Origin of the sequence: Methylocapsa acidiphila B2 (assembly GCF_000427445.1) — a bacterium.
GTDB lineage: Bacteria > Pseudomonadota > Alphaproteobacteria > Rhizobiales > Beijerinckiaceae > Methylocapsa > Methylocapsa acidiphila.
Genome location: NZ_KE386496.1, coordinates 2,146,954 through 2,163,445, shown reverse-complemented (window position 1 = coordinate 2,163,445; position 16,492 = coordinate 2,146,954). Strand labels below are relative to the sequence as shown.

16 protein-coding genes and 1 riboswitch are annotated in these 16,492 nt (G+C 63.8%); of the genes, 14 read left to right on the top strand and 2 right to left on the bottom strand.

Features of this window, described 5'->3' with window-relative positions:
• Positions 1-176 precede the first annotated feature (176 nt).
• The 14 genes from METAC_RS0112555 (at position 177) to gcvPB (ending at position 14,647) form a co-directional block, all read left to right on the top strand.
• Entirely contained in the window at positions 177-869 is a 693-nt protein-coding gene (locus tag METAC_RS0112555; RefSeq protein ID WP_051335842.1) for an invasion associated locus B family protein, read from the top strand.
• Between the two features lie 181 nt (positions 870-1,050).
• The gene (gene acs / locus METAC_RS0112550; RefSeq protein WP_026607302.1) at positions 1,051-2,988 is read left to right on the top strand and encodes an acetate--CoA ligase; all 1,938 of its coding nucleotides are present in this window, start codon (positions 1,051-1,053) and stop codon (positions 2,986-2,988) included.
• A gap of 138 nt (positions 2,989-3,126) precedes the next feature.
• Positions 3,127-3,681 carry a L,D-transpeptidase gene (locus METAC_RS0112545; RefSeq protein ID WP_084143614.1) on the top strand — a complete coding sequence of 185 codons (555 nt, stop codon included), beginning with the start codon at positions 3,127-3,129 and terminating at the stop codon, positions 3,679-3,681.
• A 472-nt stretch (positions 3,682-4,153) separates the two neighbouring features.
• The gene (locus tag METAC_RS0112540) at positions 4,154-4,423 is read left to right on the top strand and encodes an acyl carrier protein (protein WP_026607300.1); all 270 of its coding nucleotides are present in this window, start codon (positions 4,154-4,156) and stop codon (positions 4,421-4,423) included.
• 1 nt (position 4,424) lies between these two features.
• The gene (locus METAC_RS0112535) at positions 4,425-5,648 is read left to right on the top strand and encodes a beta-ketoacyl-[acyl-carrier-protein] synthase family protein (RefSeq protein ID WP_026607299.1); all 1,224 of its coding nucleotides are present in this window, start codon (positions 4,425-4,427) and stop codon (positions 5,646-5,648) included.
• A complete protein-coding gene (locus METAC_RS0112530) occupies positions 5,648-6,082 on the top strand; it encodes a hypothetical protein (RefSeq protein WP_036255558.1) in 435 nt (144 codons plus the stop codon). The genes METAC_RS0112535 and METAC_RS0112530 overlap by 1 nt, the downstream gene beginning before the upstream one ends.
• Complete coding sequence (locus METAC_RS0112525; protein ID WP_026607297.1) at positions 6,079-6,528, top strand: MaoC family dehydratase; 450 nt, start codon at positions 6,079-6,081, stop codon at positions 6,526-6,528. Before METAC_RS0112530 ends, METAC_RS0112525 begins: the two co-directional genes overlap by 4 nt.
• Position 6,529: 1 nt before the next feature.
• Positions 6,530-7,321: an SDR family NAD(P)-dependent oxidoreductase gene (locus METAC_RS0112520; RefSeq protein WP_026607296.1), complete on the top strand. Its 792-nt coding sequence runs from the start codon at positions 6,530-6,532 to the stop codon at positions 7,319-7,321.
• A gap of 340 nt (positions 7,322-7,661) precedes the next feature.
• Positions 7,662-8,978 (top strand): glycosyltransferase family 2 protein, encoded by a 1,317-nt coding sequence (locus METAC_RS0112515; RefSeq protein WP_036255556.1) that lies wholly within the window; start codon positions 7,662-7,664, stop codon positions 8,976-8,978.
• A 181-nt stretch (positions 8,979-9,159) separates the two neighbouring features.
• Entirely contained in the window at positions 9,160-9,798 is a 639-nt protein-coding gene (locus METAC_RS23485) for a hypothetical protein (RefSeq protein ID WP_051335552.1), read from the top strand.
• A gap of 179 nt (positions 9,799-9,977) precedes the next feature.
• A riboswitch (glycine riboswitch) is annotated at positions 9,978-10,105 on the top strand.
• 65 nt (positions 10,106-10,170) lie between these two features.
• On the top strand, positions 10,171-11,337 hold the full coding sequence (gene gcvT, locus METAC_RS0112505) for a glycine cleavage system aminomethyltransferase GcvT (RefSeq protein ID WP_026607294.1): 1,167 nt from the start codon (positions 10,171-10,173) through the stop codon (positions 11,335-11,337).
• Positions 11,337-11,714 (top strand): glycine cleavage system protein GcvH, encoded by a 378-nt coding sequence (gcvH, locus tag METAC_RS0112500; protein WP_026607293.1) that lies wholly within the window; start codon positions 11,337-11,339, stop codon positions 11,712-11,714. The genes gcvT and gcvH overlap by 1 nt, the downstream gene beginning before the upstream one ends.
• 12 nt (positions 11,715-11,726) lie before the next feature.
• Entirely contained in the window at positions 11,727-13,067 is a 1,341-nt protein-coding gene (gene gcvPA, locus METAC_RS0112495; protein WP_026607292.1) for an aminomethyl-transferring glycine dehydrogenase subunit GcvPA, read from the top strand.
• Positions 13,068-13,069: 2 nt separating this feature from the next.
• Positions 13,070-14,647, top strand: a complete 1,578-nt coding sequence (gene gcvPB / locus METAC_RS0112490) for an aminomethyl-transferring glycine dehydrogenase subunit GcvPB (protein WP_156898320.1) — start codon at positions 13,070-13,072, stop codon at positions 14,645-14,647.
• A 158-nt stretch (positions 14,648-14,805) separates the two neighbouring features.
• Here the strand turns inward: gcvPB and METAC_RS0112485 are convergent, their stop codons facing one another.
• Together METAC_RS0112485 and METAC_RS27125 are read right to left on the bottom strand one after the other, a co-directional pair.
• A complete protein-coding gene (locus METAC_RS0112485) occupies positions 14,806-15,288 on the bottom strand; it encodes a F0F1 ATP synthase subunit B family protein (protein WP_026607290.1) in 483 nt (160 codons plus the stop codon).
• A gap of 15 nt (positions 15,289-15,303) precedes the next feature.
• Positions 15,304-16,434, bottom strand: a complete 1,131-nt coding sequence (locus METAC_RS27125; protein WP_245257475.1) for a F0F1 ATP synthase subunit B family protein — start codon at positions 16,432-16,434, stop codon at positions 15,304-15,306.
• Between the last annotated feature and the right edge of the window lie 58 nt (positions 16,435-16,492).

Genomic DNA, 16,492 nt, shown 5'->3' with positions numbered 1-16,492 from the left:
GCTTCGCCGCTTCCGCCCTTTGCGCAGGCTCCGCTCACGGCCTATACAGGGCGTGACGAATCTGCCTCGCGCGCGCCTCCCGACCGCATCGACCAAATCCGTGGGAACGGTCGATTTGTTTTTTCGGTCGAGTCGCCGTGACGACAGGGCGGCAGGGAAGGAGCAGGTCGACCATCATGAATTTCCGTTTTTCCATTTGCCGGACCGGCGGCCTCGTGTTCGCCCTCGCATCATCCTCGGTCGCCTTCACATCCTTTTGGGCGTGTGGGACGACGCTCGCTTCTCCGAGCGAGGCGCTTGCTCCCTCATTGCCGAGCCCGTCGAAAGACGACGCGGCTGGCCGTTGGCTGGAGGCCAGGGCGAGACACCACAAGGACGAATCGAAGACCGACGCGAAGAGCAGCGACGCGAAAGACGCAAAAAAGCCCGGCAAGCCTCAACAGGTCGCGAAATTCGACGATTGGGGCGTGTTCGTCGCCCAAAGCGGCAAGGAAAAGACCTGCTATGCTCTGGCCTCTCCCAAGGAGCGCACGCCCAAGTCGCTGAAGCGCGACGACGCTTATGTGTTCATCTCGAACGGACCCGGCGCCGATGTGCGCGGCGAGGTCTCGATCATCATGGGCTTCGCGGTCAAGGAGGACGGCGACGCGCGGGCCGAGGTCGGCGGCTCGAGCGTGGAGCTCGTGGCCAAGGGCAATAGCGCCTGGGTCAAGAATCTCGCGAAGCAGGCGCAATTCGTCGAAGCCCTGAAGGGCGGCTCGAAGCTCGTCGTCAAGGCGCCGTCGGCGAAGGGCAATGTCACAACCGATGCTTATTCGCTCTCTGGCCTGAAACAAGCGCTCGACCGCGTTCAGAAGGAATGTCCATAAGGGGGGCGGCGAAACCCAATCGCGCGCCGATCGTTCGGGATCGCGCCGCCTGCGCAAGCCGGGCGCCGGGCGACGCAGCGATCAACTTCGGCTTGTTCCGCTGGCGCGGCTCGGCGCATAATGTTTCTTTCAGATCGGGAAGACGCGGCGAACGCGCGACCCCATGGGAGGGATTTCGAGCATGTCCGACAAGATCTATCCTGTGGCCGCGGATTGGGCGAAGCGGGCTTACGTCGACGCGGCGAAATACAAGGACATGTATGCGCGATCAATATCAGACCCCGACGGGTTCTGGGCGGAGCACGGCCGCCGCATCGACTGGATCAAGCCTTTCACAAAAGTGAAGAACACGTCTTTCGCGCCTGGACACGTCTCGATCAAATGGTTCGAGGACGGGACGATCAATGCGGCGCTGAACTGCATCGACCGGCATCTGGCCGCGGCGGGGGATCGCACCGCGATCATATGGGAGGGCGACGACCCGGCCCAATCGAAACATATTTCCTACAAGGAGCTGCATGAGCAGGTCTGCCGCCTCGCCAATGTCCTGAAAGAGCAGGGCGTGGCCAAGGGTGACACGGTCACGATCTATTTGCCGATGATTCCCGAGGCGGCTTACGCCATGCTCGCCTGCGCGCGGATCGGGGCGGTTCATTCGGTGGTGTTTGGAGGGTTTTCGCCCGATTCGCTCGCCGGACGGATCGAAGGCTGCAAATCGAAGTTTCTCATCACCGCCGACGAAGGCCTGCGCGGCGGACGCAAAATTCCGCTCAAGGCGAACGCCGACGCGGCGGCCAAGAAATGCGGCGATCTCGTCAAAACCGTCCTGGTCGTGCGGCGAACCGGCGGCGCCGTGGACTGGGTCGAAGGGCGCGACGTCTGGTATGATGAAACCGTCGCAAAAGCCGCGCCGGATTGCCCCTGCGCGGAGATGAACGCGGAAGATCCCCTCTTCATCCTGTTCACCTCGGGCTCCACCGGCGCGCCCAAAGGCGTCCTGCACACCACCGGAGGCTATCTCGTCTACGCGTCGATGACGCATCAATATGTGTTCGACTACCACGAAGGCGACATTTATTGGTGCACCGCCGACGTCGGCTGGGTGACCGGCCACAGCTACATCGTCTACGGCCCGCTCGCCAATGGCGCGACCACGTTGATGTTCGAAGGCGTCCCGACCTACCCGACGAATTCACGTTTCTGGGAAGTCGTGGACAAGCATAAGGTCAATATTTTCTACACCGCGCCAACCGCGCTCCGCGCGCTCATGGGTGCGGGCGACGCTCCGGTCAAGGCGACGAGCCGAGCGTCCCTACGGCTTCTCGGTTCGGTCGGCGAGCCGATCAATCCGGAAGCTTGGGAGTGGTATCATCGCGTCGTCGGCGACGATCGCTGCCCCATCGTCGACACCTGGTGGCAAACAGAGACCGGCGGCATTCTCATCACGCCGCTTCCGGGCGCGATCGAGCTCAAGCCCGGATCTGCGACGCTGCCGTTCTTCGGGGTCAAGCCGGAAATCGTCGATCCGAATGGCGCCGTTCTCGAAGGCGCCTGTTCGGGCAATCTCGTCCTCGCCGATTCCTGGCCCGGGCAGATGCGCACGGTCTATGGCGATCACGCGCGGTTCGAGCAAACTTATTTTTCCGCCTATCCCGGCAAATATTTCACCGGCGACGGCTGCCGCCGCGACGCCGACGGATTTTACTGGATCACTGGCCGCGTCGACGACGTGATCAACGTGTCGGGCCATCGCCTTGGCACGGCGGAAGTCGAGAGCTCGCTCGTCGCGCACGAGAAAGTTTCGGAGGCCGCCGTGGTCGGTTACCCGCATGACATCAAAGGGCAAGGCATCTACGCTTATGTCACGCTCATGATCGGGGTCGAGCCGAGCGAATCTCTACGCAGCGAACTGATCGCCTGGGTGCGCCGGGATATTGGCGCGATCGCCTCGCCGGACGTCATACATTTCGCGCCAGGCCTACCGAAGACACGGTCGGGCAAGATCATGCGGCGCATCCTTCGCAAGATCGCCGAGCAGGAGTTTTCCACATTGGGCGATATTTCGACGCTCGCCGATCCTGCCGTCGTCGAAGAAATCATACGCAACCGAACGCTGTGATCCGCGTTTCCAAATGAGGTAGGAACGCCACACTTTCACCCTAATTTAACCGAAGCGCGAGGTTTCTGCCGCAGGCGATCACGACCCTTGGTACTCTACGAATCGTGTTGATTCGTCAGATCGTTTTCGGGGGCGACCATGAGCAAGTTGCGCGCGGGCGGTTTTCTTTTTCATCAAGCGTTTCGTTTTGGCGTGATTTTTTTGGCTGGCGTCGGGGCAGGCTTTGCTGTGGCGCCTACAGGCGCCGCGGCGCGCGAGACGGTTACTTTGGCGCAGTCCTATCCGCCCGGCATGATCATCATCAAGCAGAGCGAGCGGAGGCTTTATTTTACAACCGGCGGAGGGACGGCGATTCGCTATCCTATCGCCATCGGCAAAACCGGCATGGCGTGGCAGGGCGAGGCCTATATCCGGGGCAAGTTCGTCGAGCCCGCGTGGTCCGCTCCGGCTGTCGTCCGCCAGGATCACCCGAACTTCCCGGCGGTCATTCCCGGAGGCTCGCCGCGCAACCCTATGGGGGCCGCGGCGCTGACCTTGAGCGTGTCCGAGGTCGCGATCCATGGCACGACTCAGAGCATGCGGAGATCCGTCGGCACGGCGGCGTCCTACGGTTGCATCCGCATGTATAATGAGGATGTCGTCGATCTCTACCACCGCGTCCAGGTTGGCACGCGTGTGTTGGCTGTGCCCTAGACTCGCTCCAGATTAATGAGCTGGAGCCTGTTCTGATGAGGCGTCGGATCCGATGCCTCAATGTCGAAAAACTCGACCGGCTTTCGGAACAGGCCCCGGACCGAAGCGGCTTCGGGTAGAACCGATCAAGTCCCAAATGGGACTTGAGGCTCCTCATTCGGCGCAGGATGCGGATAAAGCCGGTCGCTTTTCCCATCCCGTTGCGGGACGGCTCGGGCGCGCGCCCTGCCGGACGACCGGGGCTTTCCATCATGCGTCCTTTCGGCTAGGGAGGCGGTCGTCGGCTTGCGCCGGCAAGCGGCGCGGCTCTTTCCGCCGCGCCTATTTTCCTTTTCGTGCTTTTGCTTCCTGTCGCGCCGCTGGCCAGCCCGGCGGCGATGGCCTAAAGTGCGCATTCGCAGTTGGGCGGCGCCCGGCGAGAGTCGAGGGATCGCAGGAGCCGGCGACGATGTTCGGCGGCACGGAGTCATTGTTGGAAACAAAAATTGCAGACCAAGCCGCGCTGGCCAACCAGATTATCGACGTCATCGTGGATGTCGGCATGGTCCCACGCGAGAAGGTGACATTGGACGCGACGATTGAAAGCCTCGACCTGAAGTCGATCGACATCGTCATGATCTTGACGGCGCTCGAGGAAAAGCTCGACGTCTATATCCCAATGGACGGACCTTTCCACGAGGCGCAGGACGTGAAGGGCCTGAGCGAAGCCATCTGGGCCTATATCGTCAAAGAAAAAAGCTGAGATGGCTTCGTCGAGGCGCGTGGTCGTCACCGGCATGGGGGCTGTCTCCGCCGCGGGGATCGGCGCGCCGGCCCTGTGGCGCGCTGCGCGCGACGGGCTCTCCTGTGTGGCGGAAACGCGATTTCCGAGACCCTATCGCGGACGCATCAAATTTTCCGCGCAAGTGCAGGGCTTCAACGCCGTGGAGCTTCTCGGCGCGAGCCTTTTGCCCTATTGCGATCCGGTCACACAATATGTTCTTGTCGCGGCGGACGAGGCGGCGGCTCAGGCCGGCCTTTCGCGCGCGGAGCCGATGGGGCGGCGCGCTGCCGTGATCATCGGCACTGGCGTCGGCGGCATGCACAGCTTGGAGGACGGCCTCCATCTTACCCTGGTTCAGCTGGGACGGCCGGACCCGCTCACTGTGCCGCGCCTCATTCCGAGCTCCAGCCCATCCCATGTCAGCATCCGCTTCGGCGCGTCGGGCCCTTGCTTCGCGGTTGCGAGCGCCTGCGCCTCGGCGACGCAGGCGATCGGGATGGGCGCGCATTTCATTCGCGCCGGCCTCGTCGATCGCGCCATCGTCGGCGGGACGGAGGATTGCATCACCAATAGCTCGTCGCTTGCCTGGGAATCCCTGCGCGTTCTCACGCCCGACGCCTGCAGGCCCTTTTCCAAGGGCCGCAACGGGATGGTGCTCGGCGCGGGCGCCGGCGCTTTTATCCTTGAGGAGGCTGAGGCGGCGCGCGCGCGAGGAGCGGAAGCGCTCGCCGAAATCATCGGCTATGGAACCTCGAGCGACGCCAAGGACCCGGTTCGGCCGGACGCTGCAGGCGCCGCCGCCTGCATGCGCAACGCCTTGGCCGACGCCGGCGTCGAGATCGACGAGATCGATTACGTCAATGCGCACGGCACAGGCACGACGGTTAATGACGCAACGGAATCGCTGGCCCTCGCGATGGTCTTCGGCGATCGGCTCGCGAACCTTCCTATTTCCTCGACTAAGCCCGTTCACGGCCACGGCCTCGGCGCCGGAGGCGCACTGGAGCTTGTCGTGACAATCGGCGCGATTCGCGAGAATATCGCGCCGCCCACCATCAACTGGCGCGAGCCGGATGAGAAATGCCCCCTCGACGCCGTGCCGAATGTCGCGCGGCCCATGCCGATCCGCACCGTGCTGACCAATTCCTTCGCCTTCGGCGGCATCAACGCCAGCCTCGTCGTCCGGCGCGCCGGGTCGGCGTGATGGCGCGCGCGGCGGACCAAGCCCAATCGGAGCGCGCCGCCGGCCCGGATCTGCGCCTGCGCTTGCCGCCAATCGCGGTCAGAACGGAGGCCGAGCGCGTCGCGCGGTTCCGCCAGGAGACGGACGCTGCGGCGATCGAGGGACTCGTCCCGCTCGCCTTTCCCGTCTGCTGGCTGGCGTCGCCCGAAATTCGGTTGGCTTTAAGCCGCGCGATTGGCGAAGGAGTCTTGCCAGTCCACGAGGCTCAGAGTTTCGCGTTCGAGCGGCGCCTCGAGATCGACGCCGATTATGTGATCGAGGCCGAGCTTCTGCGCAAGGACGATCCTCCCGGCGTCCATCTGCATGCGGTCGTTTTGACGCCGGAAGGCGAGGCCTGCGGGCGCCTCGAAGCCGTCTTGCGCCTCGCGCCGATCGCGATGCGAAGCTCGTCATGAATGCGCCGCCAGAAACCTCGACTCCACAAGACTGGCCCGAGGTGGGCGCGGACATCGGCCTGCGCGCATTCGGGCCGTTCGACAGCGGCCGCCTCGCGCACTATGCGGCGGTCTCCGGCGACGATAATCCGCTCCATCTCGATGCGAGCGTCGCAAAGGCCGTGGGCCTTGCGGCCCCTCCGGTCCATGGCATGCTCATTCTTGGCTGTTTCGAGCCGGCGCTTTTGGCCTGGCGGCGCGACATCGCCCTCATGGGTCTTTCGGCGAAGTTTCTTGCGCCCATCCTGGTCGGCGAGGAAGTCGTTATTTCGGGCCGGGTCGTGCGCGCGCGGCGGGTCCCACGCCCCGAGCTCGTCCTGCGGCTTCTTGCGCGCGGTCCGAACCAGGACATTGCGGTGATCGCCGAGGCGACGGCCCTGCATATAGCGACCGAGGCCTTGCCCTGACGTGAAACCGGCGCGATCGATCCTCATCACCGGCGCCTCGAGCGGAATCGGCCGCGCCCTCGCGCTCGCCTATGCTCGCCCGGGCGTCGCCTTGGCCTTGACTGGCCGCGACGACGATCGGCTGGCGGCGGTCGCGGCGGCGGCGCGCGGCCAGGGCGCCGAAGTCGAGACCGGGGTCTTGGACGTGAGGGATCAGGCGGCCGTCGCGCAATGGATCGCCGAATTGGACCAGCGCCGGCCACTCGATCTCGCCGTCGCCAACGCCGGCATCACGACCGGGCTCGCGCCGAGCGAGATTCGCGAGGATCCGCAGGCGGTGCGCGCCGTGCTCGGTGCCAATTTGATCGGCGTCCTGAATACGGTCGAGCCTCTGATCGGCCCCATGTGCGCGCGTGGGCGGGGTCAGCTCGCCTTCGTCGGCTCGATGGCGGGCTTGCGCGGATTGCCTTATGCGCCAGCCTATAGCGCGGCGAAAGCCGCCGTTCACACCTATGCCGAATCCTTGCGGGGACGGCTCGAGCCCCGTGGGGTTCGGGTGAGCCTGATCATAGCCGGCTTCGTGAAGACGCCGCTGAACGCGCGCATAGAGGCGATGAAGCCCTTCGAATTGAGCGACGCCGAGGCCGCTCGCATCATTCGCCGCGGCCTCGATCGCGGCCAGGCTGTCGTCGCCTTTCCGTGGCAGCTCTATCTGGCGACCCGACTCGCCAGAGCTTTGCCAGCGCGACTTATAGACAAAATTATGGCGCGCATCGAAGTAAACGTGCCTGAAACGCAAGAGCGCGTCCCGTAATCTCTTTTGATCAAGCCCGATTTATCCACAGGCGGCGGCGGCGCAAGTTGCAACAAGCGCAATGCGTCCAGGCAAGCTCGGTAAGACTTCATTAAGACTTTCGCCAAACTAGGAGATAAGGGGTCGAAAGTTTCTCAATGGCTGAAACAATCTGTTGCAATTTGTTTATTGTGGATGTCGCACCTTTCATGCTTTCAAGAACCTAAGCCATTCTGCCTGCAGCGATAGCCGCGGTTTGGCGCAAGCCGGCGTCACGAGCCGATTTGTCCTTGGCGGAGGGCCGGCGCGAAGGCCGATCGGTGGGCCAGTGGAAGAGGGCGGCAATCGGGGGACTCCGTAATTGTTTTATTTTGATTTCCTCCAATTGGCTTGCGAGACGAGCCTCACAGTTTCCGTGCTCGGCCTTCTTTTCGTCGGCGGCGGATTTCTGAGCCTTCTCGGCGTCAACCTCTTTGAGCGCGCCACCGGCAAGACCTTGGGGCGGCCGTTGCGCGCCTTGGCGATCGCCGAGGCCGATTTACCGCATGTCCTCGTTCAAATTCCCGTCTTTAATGAAGCCGAAATGGTGGCCGACGCCCTGCGCTCAGTAGCTGAGCTCGATTGGCCGCGCGACCGTCTGCACATCCAGCTTCTCGACGACAGCTGCGACGAGACCAGCGCCATCGCATCGGGGATCATTGGGGGCCTGCGCGCGCAGGGCTATGACGTCCTACACCTGCGTCGCGGCGACCGCACCGGCTATAAGGCGGGGGCGCTCGCCGCCGGCATGCTTCATTCCAATGCGCCTTACATCGCCATTCTCGACGTCGATTTCCGGCCGCCGGCGAATTGGCTGCGCAGCGTGGTTCCGGCGCTGATCGCCGATCCAGAAGCGAGCTTCGTGCAATCGCGTTGCGAATTTTCAAATTACCGGACGAATCTTTTGACCCGCGCGCAGGGCTTGATGCTCGACGCGCATTTCGTGATGGAGCAGGCGACGCGGTTCCGCGCCGGCTGGCTGTTTCAGTTCAATGGCACGGGCGCTGTTTGGCGTCGCGCCGCGATCGACGCGGCCGGAGGCTGGTCGGCGGATTCGCTTTGCGAGGATCTCGATCTCACAGTGCGTGCGGAAATCGCCGGATGGCGGGGTCTTTTCGCGATGGAGCCGCCGGTGCCGGGCCTTGTCCCGGACAAGGTCGCGCATTGGCGGGTCCAGCAGAGACGCTGGTCGAACGGCTTCGTCCAAGTCGCTCGCAAGCTTTTGAAGCAGGTCTGGCTGACCGATTGGGCGCTCCAGCGGAAATTGTCGGCGACCCTTTTGATCCTGGTTCAAACCTTTTATCCTTGCGTCGCGATCGCCAGCGCCGCCCTTCTCGGCTGCGCCCTTTTGCGCGGCGGCGACCTGACAGCCTATCGCCCGGTCATCAGCGTCATCGCCGCCTTGATCGCGATCGTGGGCGTCGGCATGACGCTCGCTCCCTATGTCCTCCTGCGTCGCGGATCGGTCCTGACTTATCTCGCCACGCTCGCGTCTCTGACGCCCTTGATGATTTTCGTCAGCCTGTCCAATGCGCCTTCGATCCTGAAGACCGTGTTCGGCGCGACCGAAACCTGGAAGCGCACCCCGAAGACCCGCCCGCTTCCCGTCGCTCCCAGGGATCAGATCGGCCGCTCCTAACGCCGAGGGAGAAGTTTGCCGCCGAAGGCGTTTTTCAACGCAAGCGCGAACTGGAGATTTCGCCCCGTTTATTGTAGAGCATCCCCACTCGATCGCGATGAATTTTAGCGGAGCCGATCCACAATCGGGATCGCGACCGATCCTACAGGCTCGGCGGTTTGCTCTGGAGAGGTTTTTGAGAATGCAGCGGCGCATTTTGGCGCGCATCGGGCGACTTGGTCTTGTCGCAGCGGTCTCTTTGGGGCTGAGCGCCTGCGGCGGGCGGCTCGGCAATTTCGATCAGCCCGAGCCGGCGGGATCGAAGCTCAGCAATCTCCTCGGCTTAGGCGGAGCGAGTTCCAACGCCCCGGCGGCGGGAACCGAAACGAGACGCATTTTTTGCCCCGAAATTTTCGTCCTGGAAGGAACAGCCGCGTCGCGGGTTTACGCCGGCGCTCCGCCCTCCAACGACAATCTTCGCTATCAGTCCTCGGTCGATGACGTCGCGCGGGAATGCGCGCTCGATGGCGATCGGATTTCGCTCAAAATCGGCGTGGCCGGCAAGGTTCTGCTCGGCCCGGCCGGCGCGCCGGGCGCCTTCAATGTGCCGGTCCGCGTGGCCGTCGTCCGCGAGAAGGACAATCAACCGCTCGTGAGCAAGCTTTATCGCGCCTCAGCGAGCGTGCCCGCCGGCGAGACTTACGCGGCTTTCACCATCGTCACGGAGCCGCTGTTCGTGCCTTTCGTTCAGGACCATGCGGAAGACGACTACAGCATCAAAGTCGGCATCGATGAGGGCGGCGGCGGCGAAAAGCCGGCCGGCAAGCGCGACAAAAGATAACATCCGTCGAATTGTCGAAACGATGGCCGCCGCCATTGACAATTTGGGCAGGCGCGCCGAGATTCGAGAAGTCAGACTAAAAACCCTCTGCGGAAGAGACCGATTCGAGCTGAAAGGCTAGGAATCGGCGCCGAAGACGCAACCGCCCCGGAAACGCTCAGGCTCAGGGACCGCTCGAGGGATGACGCTCTGGAAAGCGATTTTTCGCATATCGTCGCGAAAAATCCACCGACGGAGGTAACTTCGCGCCGAGCCTATTGGCTTCGGGTGAGGGAAATCTCTCAGGTCACAGGACAGAGGGGGCAAAGCGCCGGTCGTCGCTTGTTTGCGAGGACGGGTGGGCTTTGCTCTATGTCCTGCCGAGGAGGTCGCATGTCTGACAGTTCAGTCGTCGAGCCTATCCTCGCGCAGACCCCACTATATGATCTGCATCGCGCGCTCGGTGCGCAAATGCGCCCTTTCGCCGGCTATATCATGCCGGTGCACTATCGGGCGGGCATCATCGCGGAGCATCTTCATACCCGCGCCAAGGCCGGTCTTTTCGACGTCGCGCATATGGGGCAAGCCATTCTCTCCGGACCTGACGCAGCGCGGCGCCTCGAAACCCTTGTCCCCGGAGACATCGCCGGCCTGCTTGCTGGCCAGATTCGCTATACCCAACTCCTCGATCCAGACGGCCATATTCTCGACGATCTGATGGCGACGCGCCTTGCGGACGAAAAGGGACAGGAGCGCCTGTTTCTCGTCGTCAATGCGGGGACCAAGGCCGCCGATTTCGCTCATATCGCGGCCGCGCTGCCGGATCTCGACCTCGTCATTCTCGACGAGCGGGCCTTGCTCGCCTTGCAGGGTCCAAAGGCGGCCGAGATCTTACGCCGTCGCTTGCTGGACGCCTCGGTGCCCGAGCCTTTGGTTCGCGCAGTGATGGCGACGCCCTTCATGTCGGCCCAGGAGATCGCGTTTCGCGGCCTTCCTCTTTGGATCTCGCGTTCGGGCTACACCGGCGAGGATGGCTTTGAGATCTCGCTTCCGGCCGCCGCCGCGGCCGATTTCGCGCGAGAGCTTTTGGCCGAGCCGGAGGTTCTTCCCATCGGCCTCGGCGCGAGGGATTCGCTGCGTCTCGAAGCCGGGCTCTGCCTCTATGGCCATGACATCGATCGGACGACCGATCCGGTCGAGGCCGGGCTCTCCTGGTCGATCCCACGCCGCCGCCGCGAGCAAGGCGGATTTCCGGGCGCGGAGGCGATCGCGCGCGCCCTCGCGAAGGGTCCCGCGCGCCGCCGCGTCGGCTTTCTCCTCGAGGGCAAGGCGCCGGCGCGGGAGGGCTCCGAGGTCCTTGAATCCAGCGGCCGGGCTATCGGTCGCCTGACCTCGGGCGGGTTTGCGCCGAGCCTCGGGCGTCCCATCGGCATGGGCTACGTCGACGCGATCCACGCGACGATCGGCGCGCCGGTCAGTCTTATGACGCGGGGCAAGCCGCTTGCGGCGCGGATCGTCTCAATGCCTTTCACGCCGCACGCCTATTACAGGGGGAATTGATGCCGACCACGTTCTACACCAAAGAGCATGAATTTATCCGCGTCGAGGACGGGTCCGGCATGGTCGGGATCACGGACTACGCCCAGGGCCAATTGGGCGACGTGGTCTTCGTTGAGCTGCCTCTCATCGGCAGAGTCGTGACTCAAGGCGCCGAGGCGGCGGTGGTCGAAAGCGTCAAGGCGGCGAGCGGGATCAACGCCCCGGCTTCGGGCGAGGTGATCGAAGTCAACAACGCCCTCGAGGAGACGCCGGCCATAGTCAATGAAGACCCTCTCGACAAGGGCTGGTTCTTCAAGATCAGGCTCCGCGATGCGACCGAGCTCGACAGCTTGATGGATGAAGATGCCTACCAGGACTACGTGAAATCTCTCGAATAGGAGTGAGCCGCTATGCGCTATCTTCCTTTGACCCGCGAGGATCGCGTCGACATGCTGGCGCGGGTCGGCGTCGCTGACGTCGAGGCGCTCTTTGCCGACATTCCCGCAGACAAGCGCCTCGCCGGCGATCTCGATCTGCCGCGGCGCAAGAGCGAGATGGAAGTCGGGCGCTTGCTTTCCAATCTCGCGGCGAAAAATGTCGCGGCCGGGTCGGTTCCTTTTTTCGTGGGCGCGGGAGCCTACAAGCATCATGTTCCGGCGAGCGTCGATCATTTGATCCAGCGCTCCGAATTCCTGACGAGCTACACGCCCTATCAAGCCGAGATCGCGCAAGGCACTCTGCAATATATTTTCGAGTTCCAGACCCAGGTCGCCGCCCTGACCGCGATGGATGCAGCCAACGCCTCCATGTATGACGGCTCCACCGCGGCGGCGGAGGCTGCGCTGATGGCCCATCGCGTCACGGGCCGGAGCAAGGCGGTCCTGTCTGGCGGCCTCCACCCGCATTACGCCGAGGTCGTCCGCGCCGCTTCCTTGGCTGGCGGCGAGGCCGTCGTCTCGCTTCCGCCCGATGTTTTCGCGCGCGAGGATCTCGCCGCGACGATCGACTCCGAGACCTCCTGCGTCCTCGTGCAAAATCCAGATGTGTTCGGCAACCTGCGGGATCTCTCGCAGCTCGCCGCCATCTGCAAGGAAAAAGGCGCGCTGCTCGTCGCGGTTTTCACCGAGGCGGTTTCGCTCGGCCTTGTCGAGCCGCCGGGCGCCATGGGCGCGGACATTGTCGTCGGCGAGGGCCAGTCGATCGGCAATGCGCTGAATTTCGGCGGGCCCTATGTCGGGCTTTTCGCCGCCAAGGAGAAATATCTCCGCCAAATGCCCGGCAGACTCTGCGGCCAAACGGTGGACGCGGAGGGACGCCGCAGCTTCGTCCTGACGCTGTCGACGCGCGAGCAGCACATCAGGCGCGACCGGGCGACCTCCAACATTTGCACCAATTCGGGGCTCTGCGCGCTCGCCTTTACGATTCACCTCTCTCTGCTCGGCGAGACCGGGCTGCGCCGGCTCGCGCGGATCAATCACGCTAACGCGGTCGATCTCGCTGATCGTCTCGCCGCGGTGAACGGCGTCGAGGTGCTGACCAAGACATTCTTCAACGAATTCACGATCCGCATCCCGGCCGACGCCGCGGGGGTCGTGGAGCGCATGGCGCAAAGAGGCGTGCTCGGCGGCGTTCCGATCTCGCGGCTTTTACCGGGGCAGGGGCTCGATGATCTGATCCTCGTCGCCTCGACAGAGATCAATACGGAGGCAGATCGCGGCGCGCTTGCCGACGCCCTGCAGGGAGCGTTTTGATGATGAACAGGCCCGAACGTCTGACCGAAGGTCGCCCAACCCAAGGCCGCCCGACGCAAACCGGCGAGGCGGCGCGATCGGAAATCGACACGTTTACCGGCAATCGCGCGCTTGCGCTGGAAGAGGGATTGATCTTCGAGATCGGCCGCGCCGAGGTTACGGGCGTCGATCTGGACGAGCCCGCGCCTTTCACGGATCGGCTCGGCGGGCTCGCGCGCAAGGCTGCGCTCGGCTTGCCGGGACTAAGCGAGCCCGAGGCGATGCGCCATTATGTGCGCCTGTCGCAGAAGAATTATTCGATCGACGCCGGCCTCTACCCGCTCGGCTCCTGCACGATGAAACATAATCCCCGCCTCAACGAAGCTCTGGCGCGGCTGCCGGGCTTCGCCGATATTCATCCGCTCCAGCCGCAATCGACCGTCCAAGGCGCGCTCGAGCTTATGGAAGAGCTCGCGCGCTGGCTCTTGGCGCTGACCGGCATGGAGGCCATCGCCATGTCGCCGAAAGCCGGCGCGCATGGCGAGGCTTGCGGCATGATGGCGATCAAGGCGGCGATCGCCGCCAAGGGCGAGGGGGCGACGCGCAAAATCGTTCTCGTGCCGGATTCGGCTCATGGCACCAATCCGGCGAGTGCGACGCGGATCGGCTTCGAGATTCGCTCCGTCCCGGCCCGCGCCGACGGGACCGTCGACGCCGCCGAGGTCCGCCGCCGGCTCGGGCCGGACGTCGCCGCGATCATGCTGACCAATCCCAATACTTGCGGCCTGTTCGAGAAGGATATTGTCGCGATCGCCGAAGTCGTGCATGAGGCCGGTGCCTATTTCTATTGCGACGGGGCGAATTTCAACGCGATCATGGGCAAGGCGCGGCCGGGAGATCTCGGCGTGGACGCCATGCACATCAATCTGCACAAGACGTTCTCGACCCCGCATGGCGGCGGCGGTCCGGGCGCAGGTCCTGTCGCCCTCTCGGCGCAGCTCGCGCCCTTCGCGCCTTTGCCTTTCCTTCGCCGCGACGACAACGGCCTGCGCCTGATCGAGCAGGCGAGCGAGGCGCCTCAGTCGATTGGGAGAATGAGCGCCTTTCACGGCCAGATGGGCATGTTCGTGCGCGCCCTCGCCTATATGCTGTCGCATGGCGCCGATGGATTGCGCCAGGCTTCGGAAGACGCCGTGCTCAGCGCGAATTACATTCGCGCGAGCCTCGCGGATCTCCTGTCGCAGCCTTTCGGCGACAAGCTCTGCATGCACGAGGCGCTCTTCGACGACGCCTGGCTGAAGCCGACCGGCTTGACGACCCTCGATTTCGCTAAAGCCCTCATCGACGAAGGCTATCATCCGATGACGATCTATTTTCCGCTGGTCGTCCATGGCGCGATGCTGATCGAGCCGACCGAATCCGAGTCCAAGGCGTCGCTCGATCTCTTCATCGCGACGATGCGCGATCTCGCTTTCGCGGCGTTGCGCGGTGAGACCGAGCGCTTTCTCGCCGCGCCTTTCCACGCTCCGCGGCGCCGCCTCGATGAGACCGGCGCGGCGCGGCGTCCGATCTTGAAATGGACGAAGCCGGTCGCGGAGTAGGGCGCCGCGTGTTGTTCTGCGGCGCATCCGCAATTTCAAACGCCGTTTAGCGCCAATAAAAAAAGCGGCGCGCGGGATTTAATCCGCATGCCGCTCTCAATGTCAGGACGCGATCAGGTTCAGGACTTTGGATCGAAAGGATCCAAAAAGATCGTGAACTAATGGAAAAGCGTCTTCAAATCGCTGATGCCTTTGGAGATCAGCTCCTCGCCCAAAGCGCCCTTGGCTTCGGCCTTCAGCACGGTTTCGGCGACCTTGGACGCGGCGTCCGCCGCCGCGGCCCGAACTTCGGCCATGGCCTGGGCTTCAGCCGATGCGATCTTTTCCTCGGCCTGCTTGGTGCGTCGCTGGATGAAATCGGCGGTGCGCTCATGTGCTTCCTTGGCGAGAAGCTCGGCCTCGGCGCGCGCCTGCGCGACCACCGCTTGCGCCTCGACTTCGGCTTCGGCCCGGCGCTTCTCGTAAGAGGCGAGAAGCGCCTCGGCCTCGGCGCGCAGCCGTTCGGCTTCCGCGAGCTCGCCCTTGATCCGGTCGCCGCGCTGATCGAGCGCCGCGCCGAGCTTCTTATGGACGCCGAGATAGCCGAGCAAAACAACAAAAATAGCGAAGCCGAGAGCGACGAAAAATTCCTCGTTGAACATCGAAATTCTCCAGCCTCAGGCTTTCAATGTGGTGAGCGCAGCGTCGATCGCTTTGCGATCGGCGGGCTGTCCGGTCAGGCGCTCGACGATCGCCGAGGCGGCCTCGCCGGCTATGCCTTCGACATTGGCCATCGCCTTGGATTTGGTCTCTGCGATCTTGCCTTCCGCCGCGGCGAGTTTGGCGTTCAGATCTGTCTCCAGCGCATGGCGCTTGGCGTCGGCCTCGGCGTTGAGCTTGACATGGGTTTCCTGCGCCAGCGCCTGCGCCTTGGCGCGCGCGTCGGCGATCGTCTTTTCATGCGCCGCAGCCGCTTCTTCCGAGCGCTTGCGAAAGGCGTTTGCCTCGCTGATGTCCTTGGTGAGCTTTGCGGCGCGCGCATGCAGGATGTTCTCGACGCGCGGCAGAGCGAGCTTGGCCATCAGGAGATAGAGCAGGCCGAAGCTCAACGCGAGCCAGATGAGCACAGGCGCGAAATTGGCCGATTCGAAAGGCGGGAAGGCCCCGGCTTCATGGCCGCCTTCGACCGCATGGGACGCTTCCCCGACGGGCGCTTCATGCGTCGTCACCTTCGCTTCGAGCGCAGCGAGACGCTGCTCGATGCCGCCGAGGTCGGGGGATGGGACGGCGGCCTCGCCTGACGTCGCGGCGCGGGCGACGATCTGAGAACTGACCGTCTTCTGGATCTCGCTGAGTGTGGATTTTGTCACTTCGGTGCTCTTGCTTATTGCGCCCTCCGCCGCAGCGACGCGAGCGCCGAGCGCAGTCAAGGCTTCGCGAGACGCGGCCAAGGCCGATTTGTCCGCTTGTTCGATCGAATCGAGCCGTCTGCTCAAGGCGGCGACGCTTCCGTCGAGCTGGGAAATCCGGGCGCTCGAGCCGTCGAAAACCGCCGATCCCAAATTGATGACGAGCGCAGCGGCTGCTCCCGCGCCGCCGGCTGCGATCAGCGACCAGGCGAAGGGAGAAAGGTTCTTTGATTGGATCTTGGCGTATTCAGACTCGATAAAGCGGCGCCCTTGGGACGCCGCCGCGACGCTGGCGGTCGCGGCTTTCGCGGCAATCTCCCCGGAGAGGCGCAGGCCTTTCGAGAGGGCTTCGGCGAGCGCTTGCGCGACGGTTTCCAATCGGGCTTTCACATCGTTCACGGACAGGCTCTCCAGGACGAAGCCGGCGCGTCCGGGAGAATCCCGGGCGCGCCAAGAT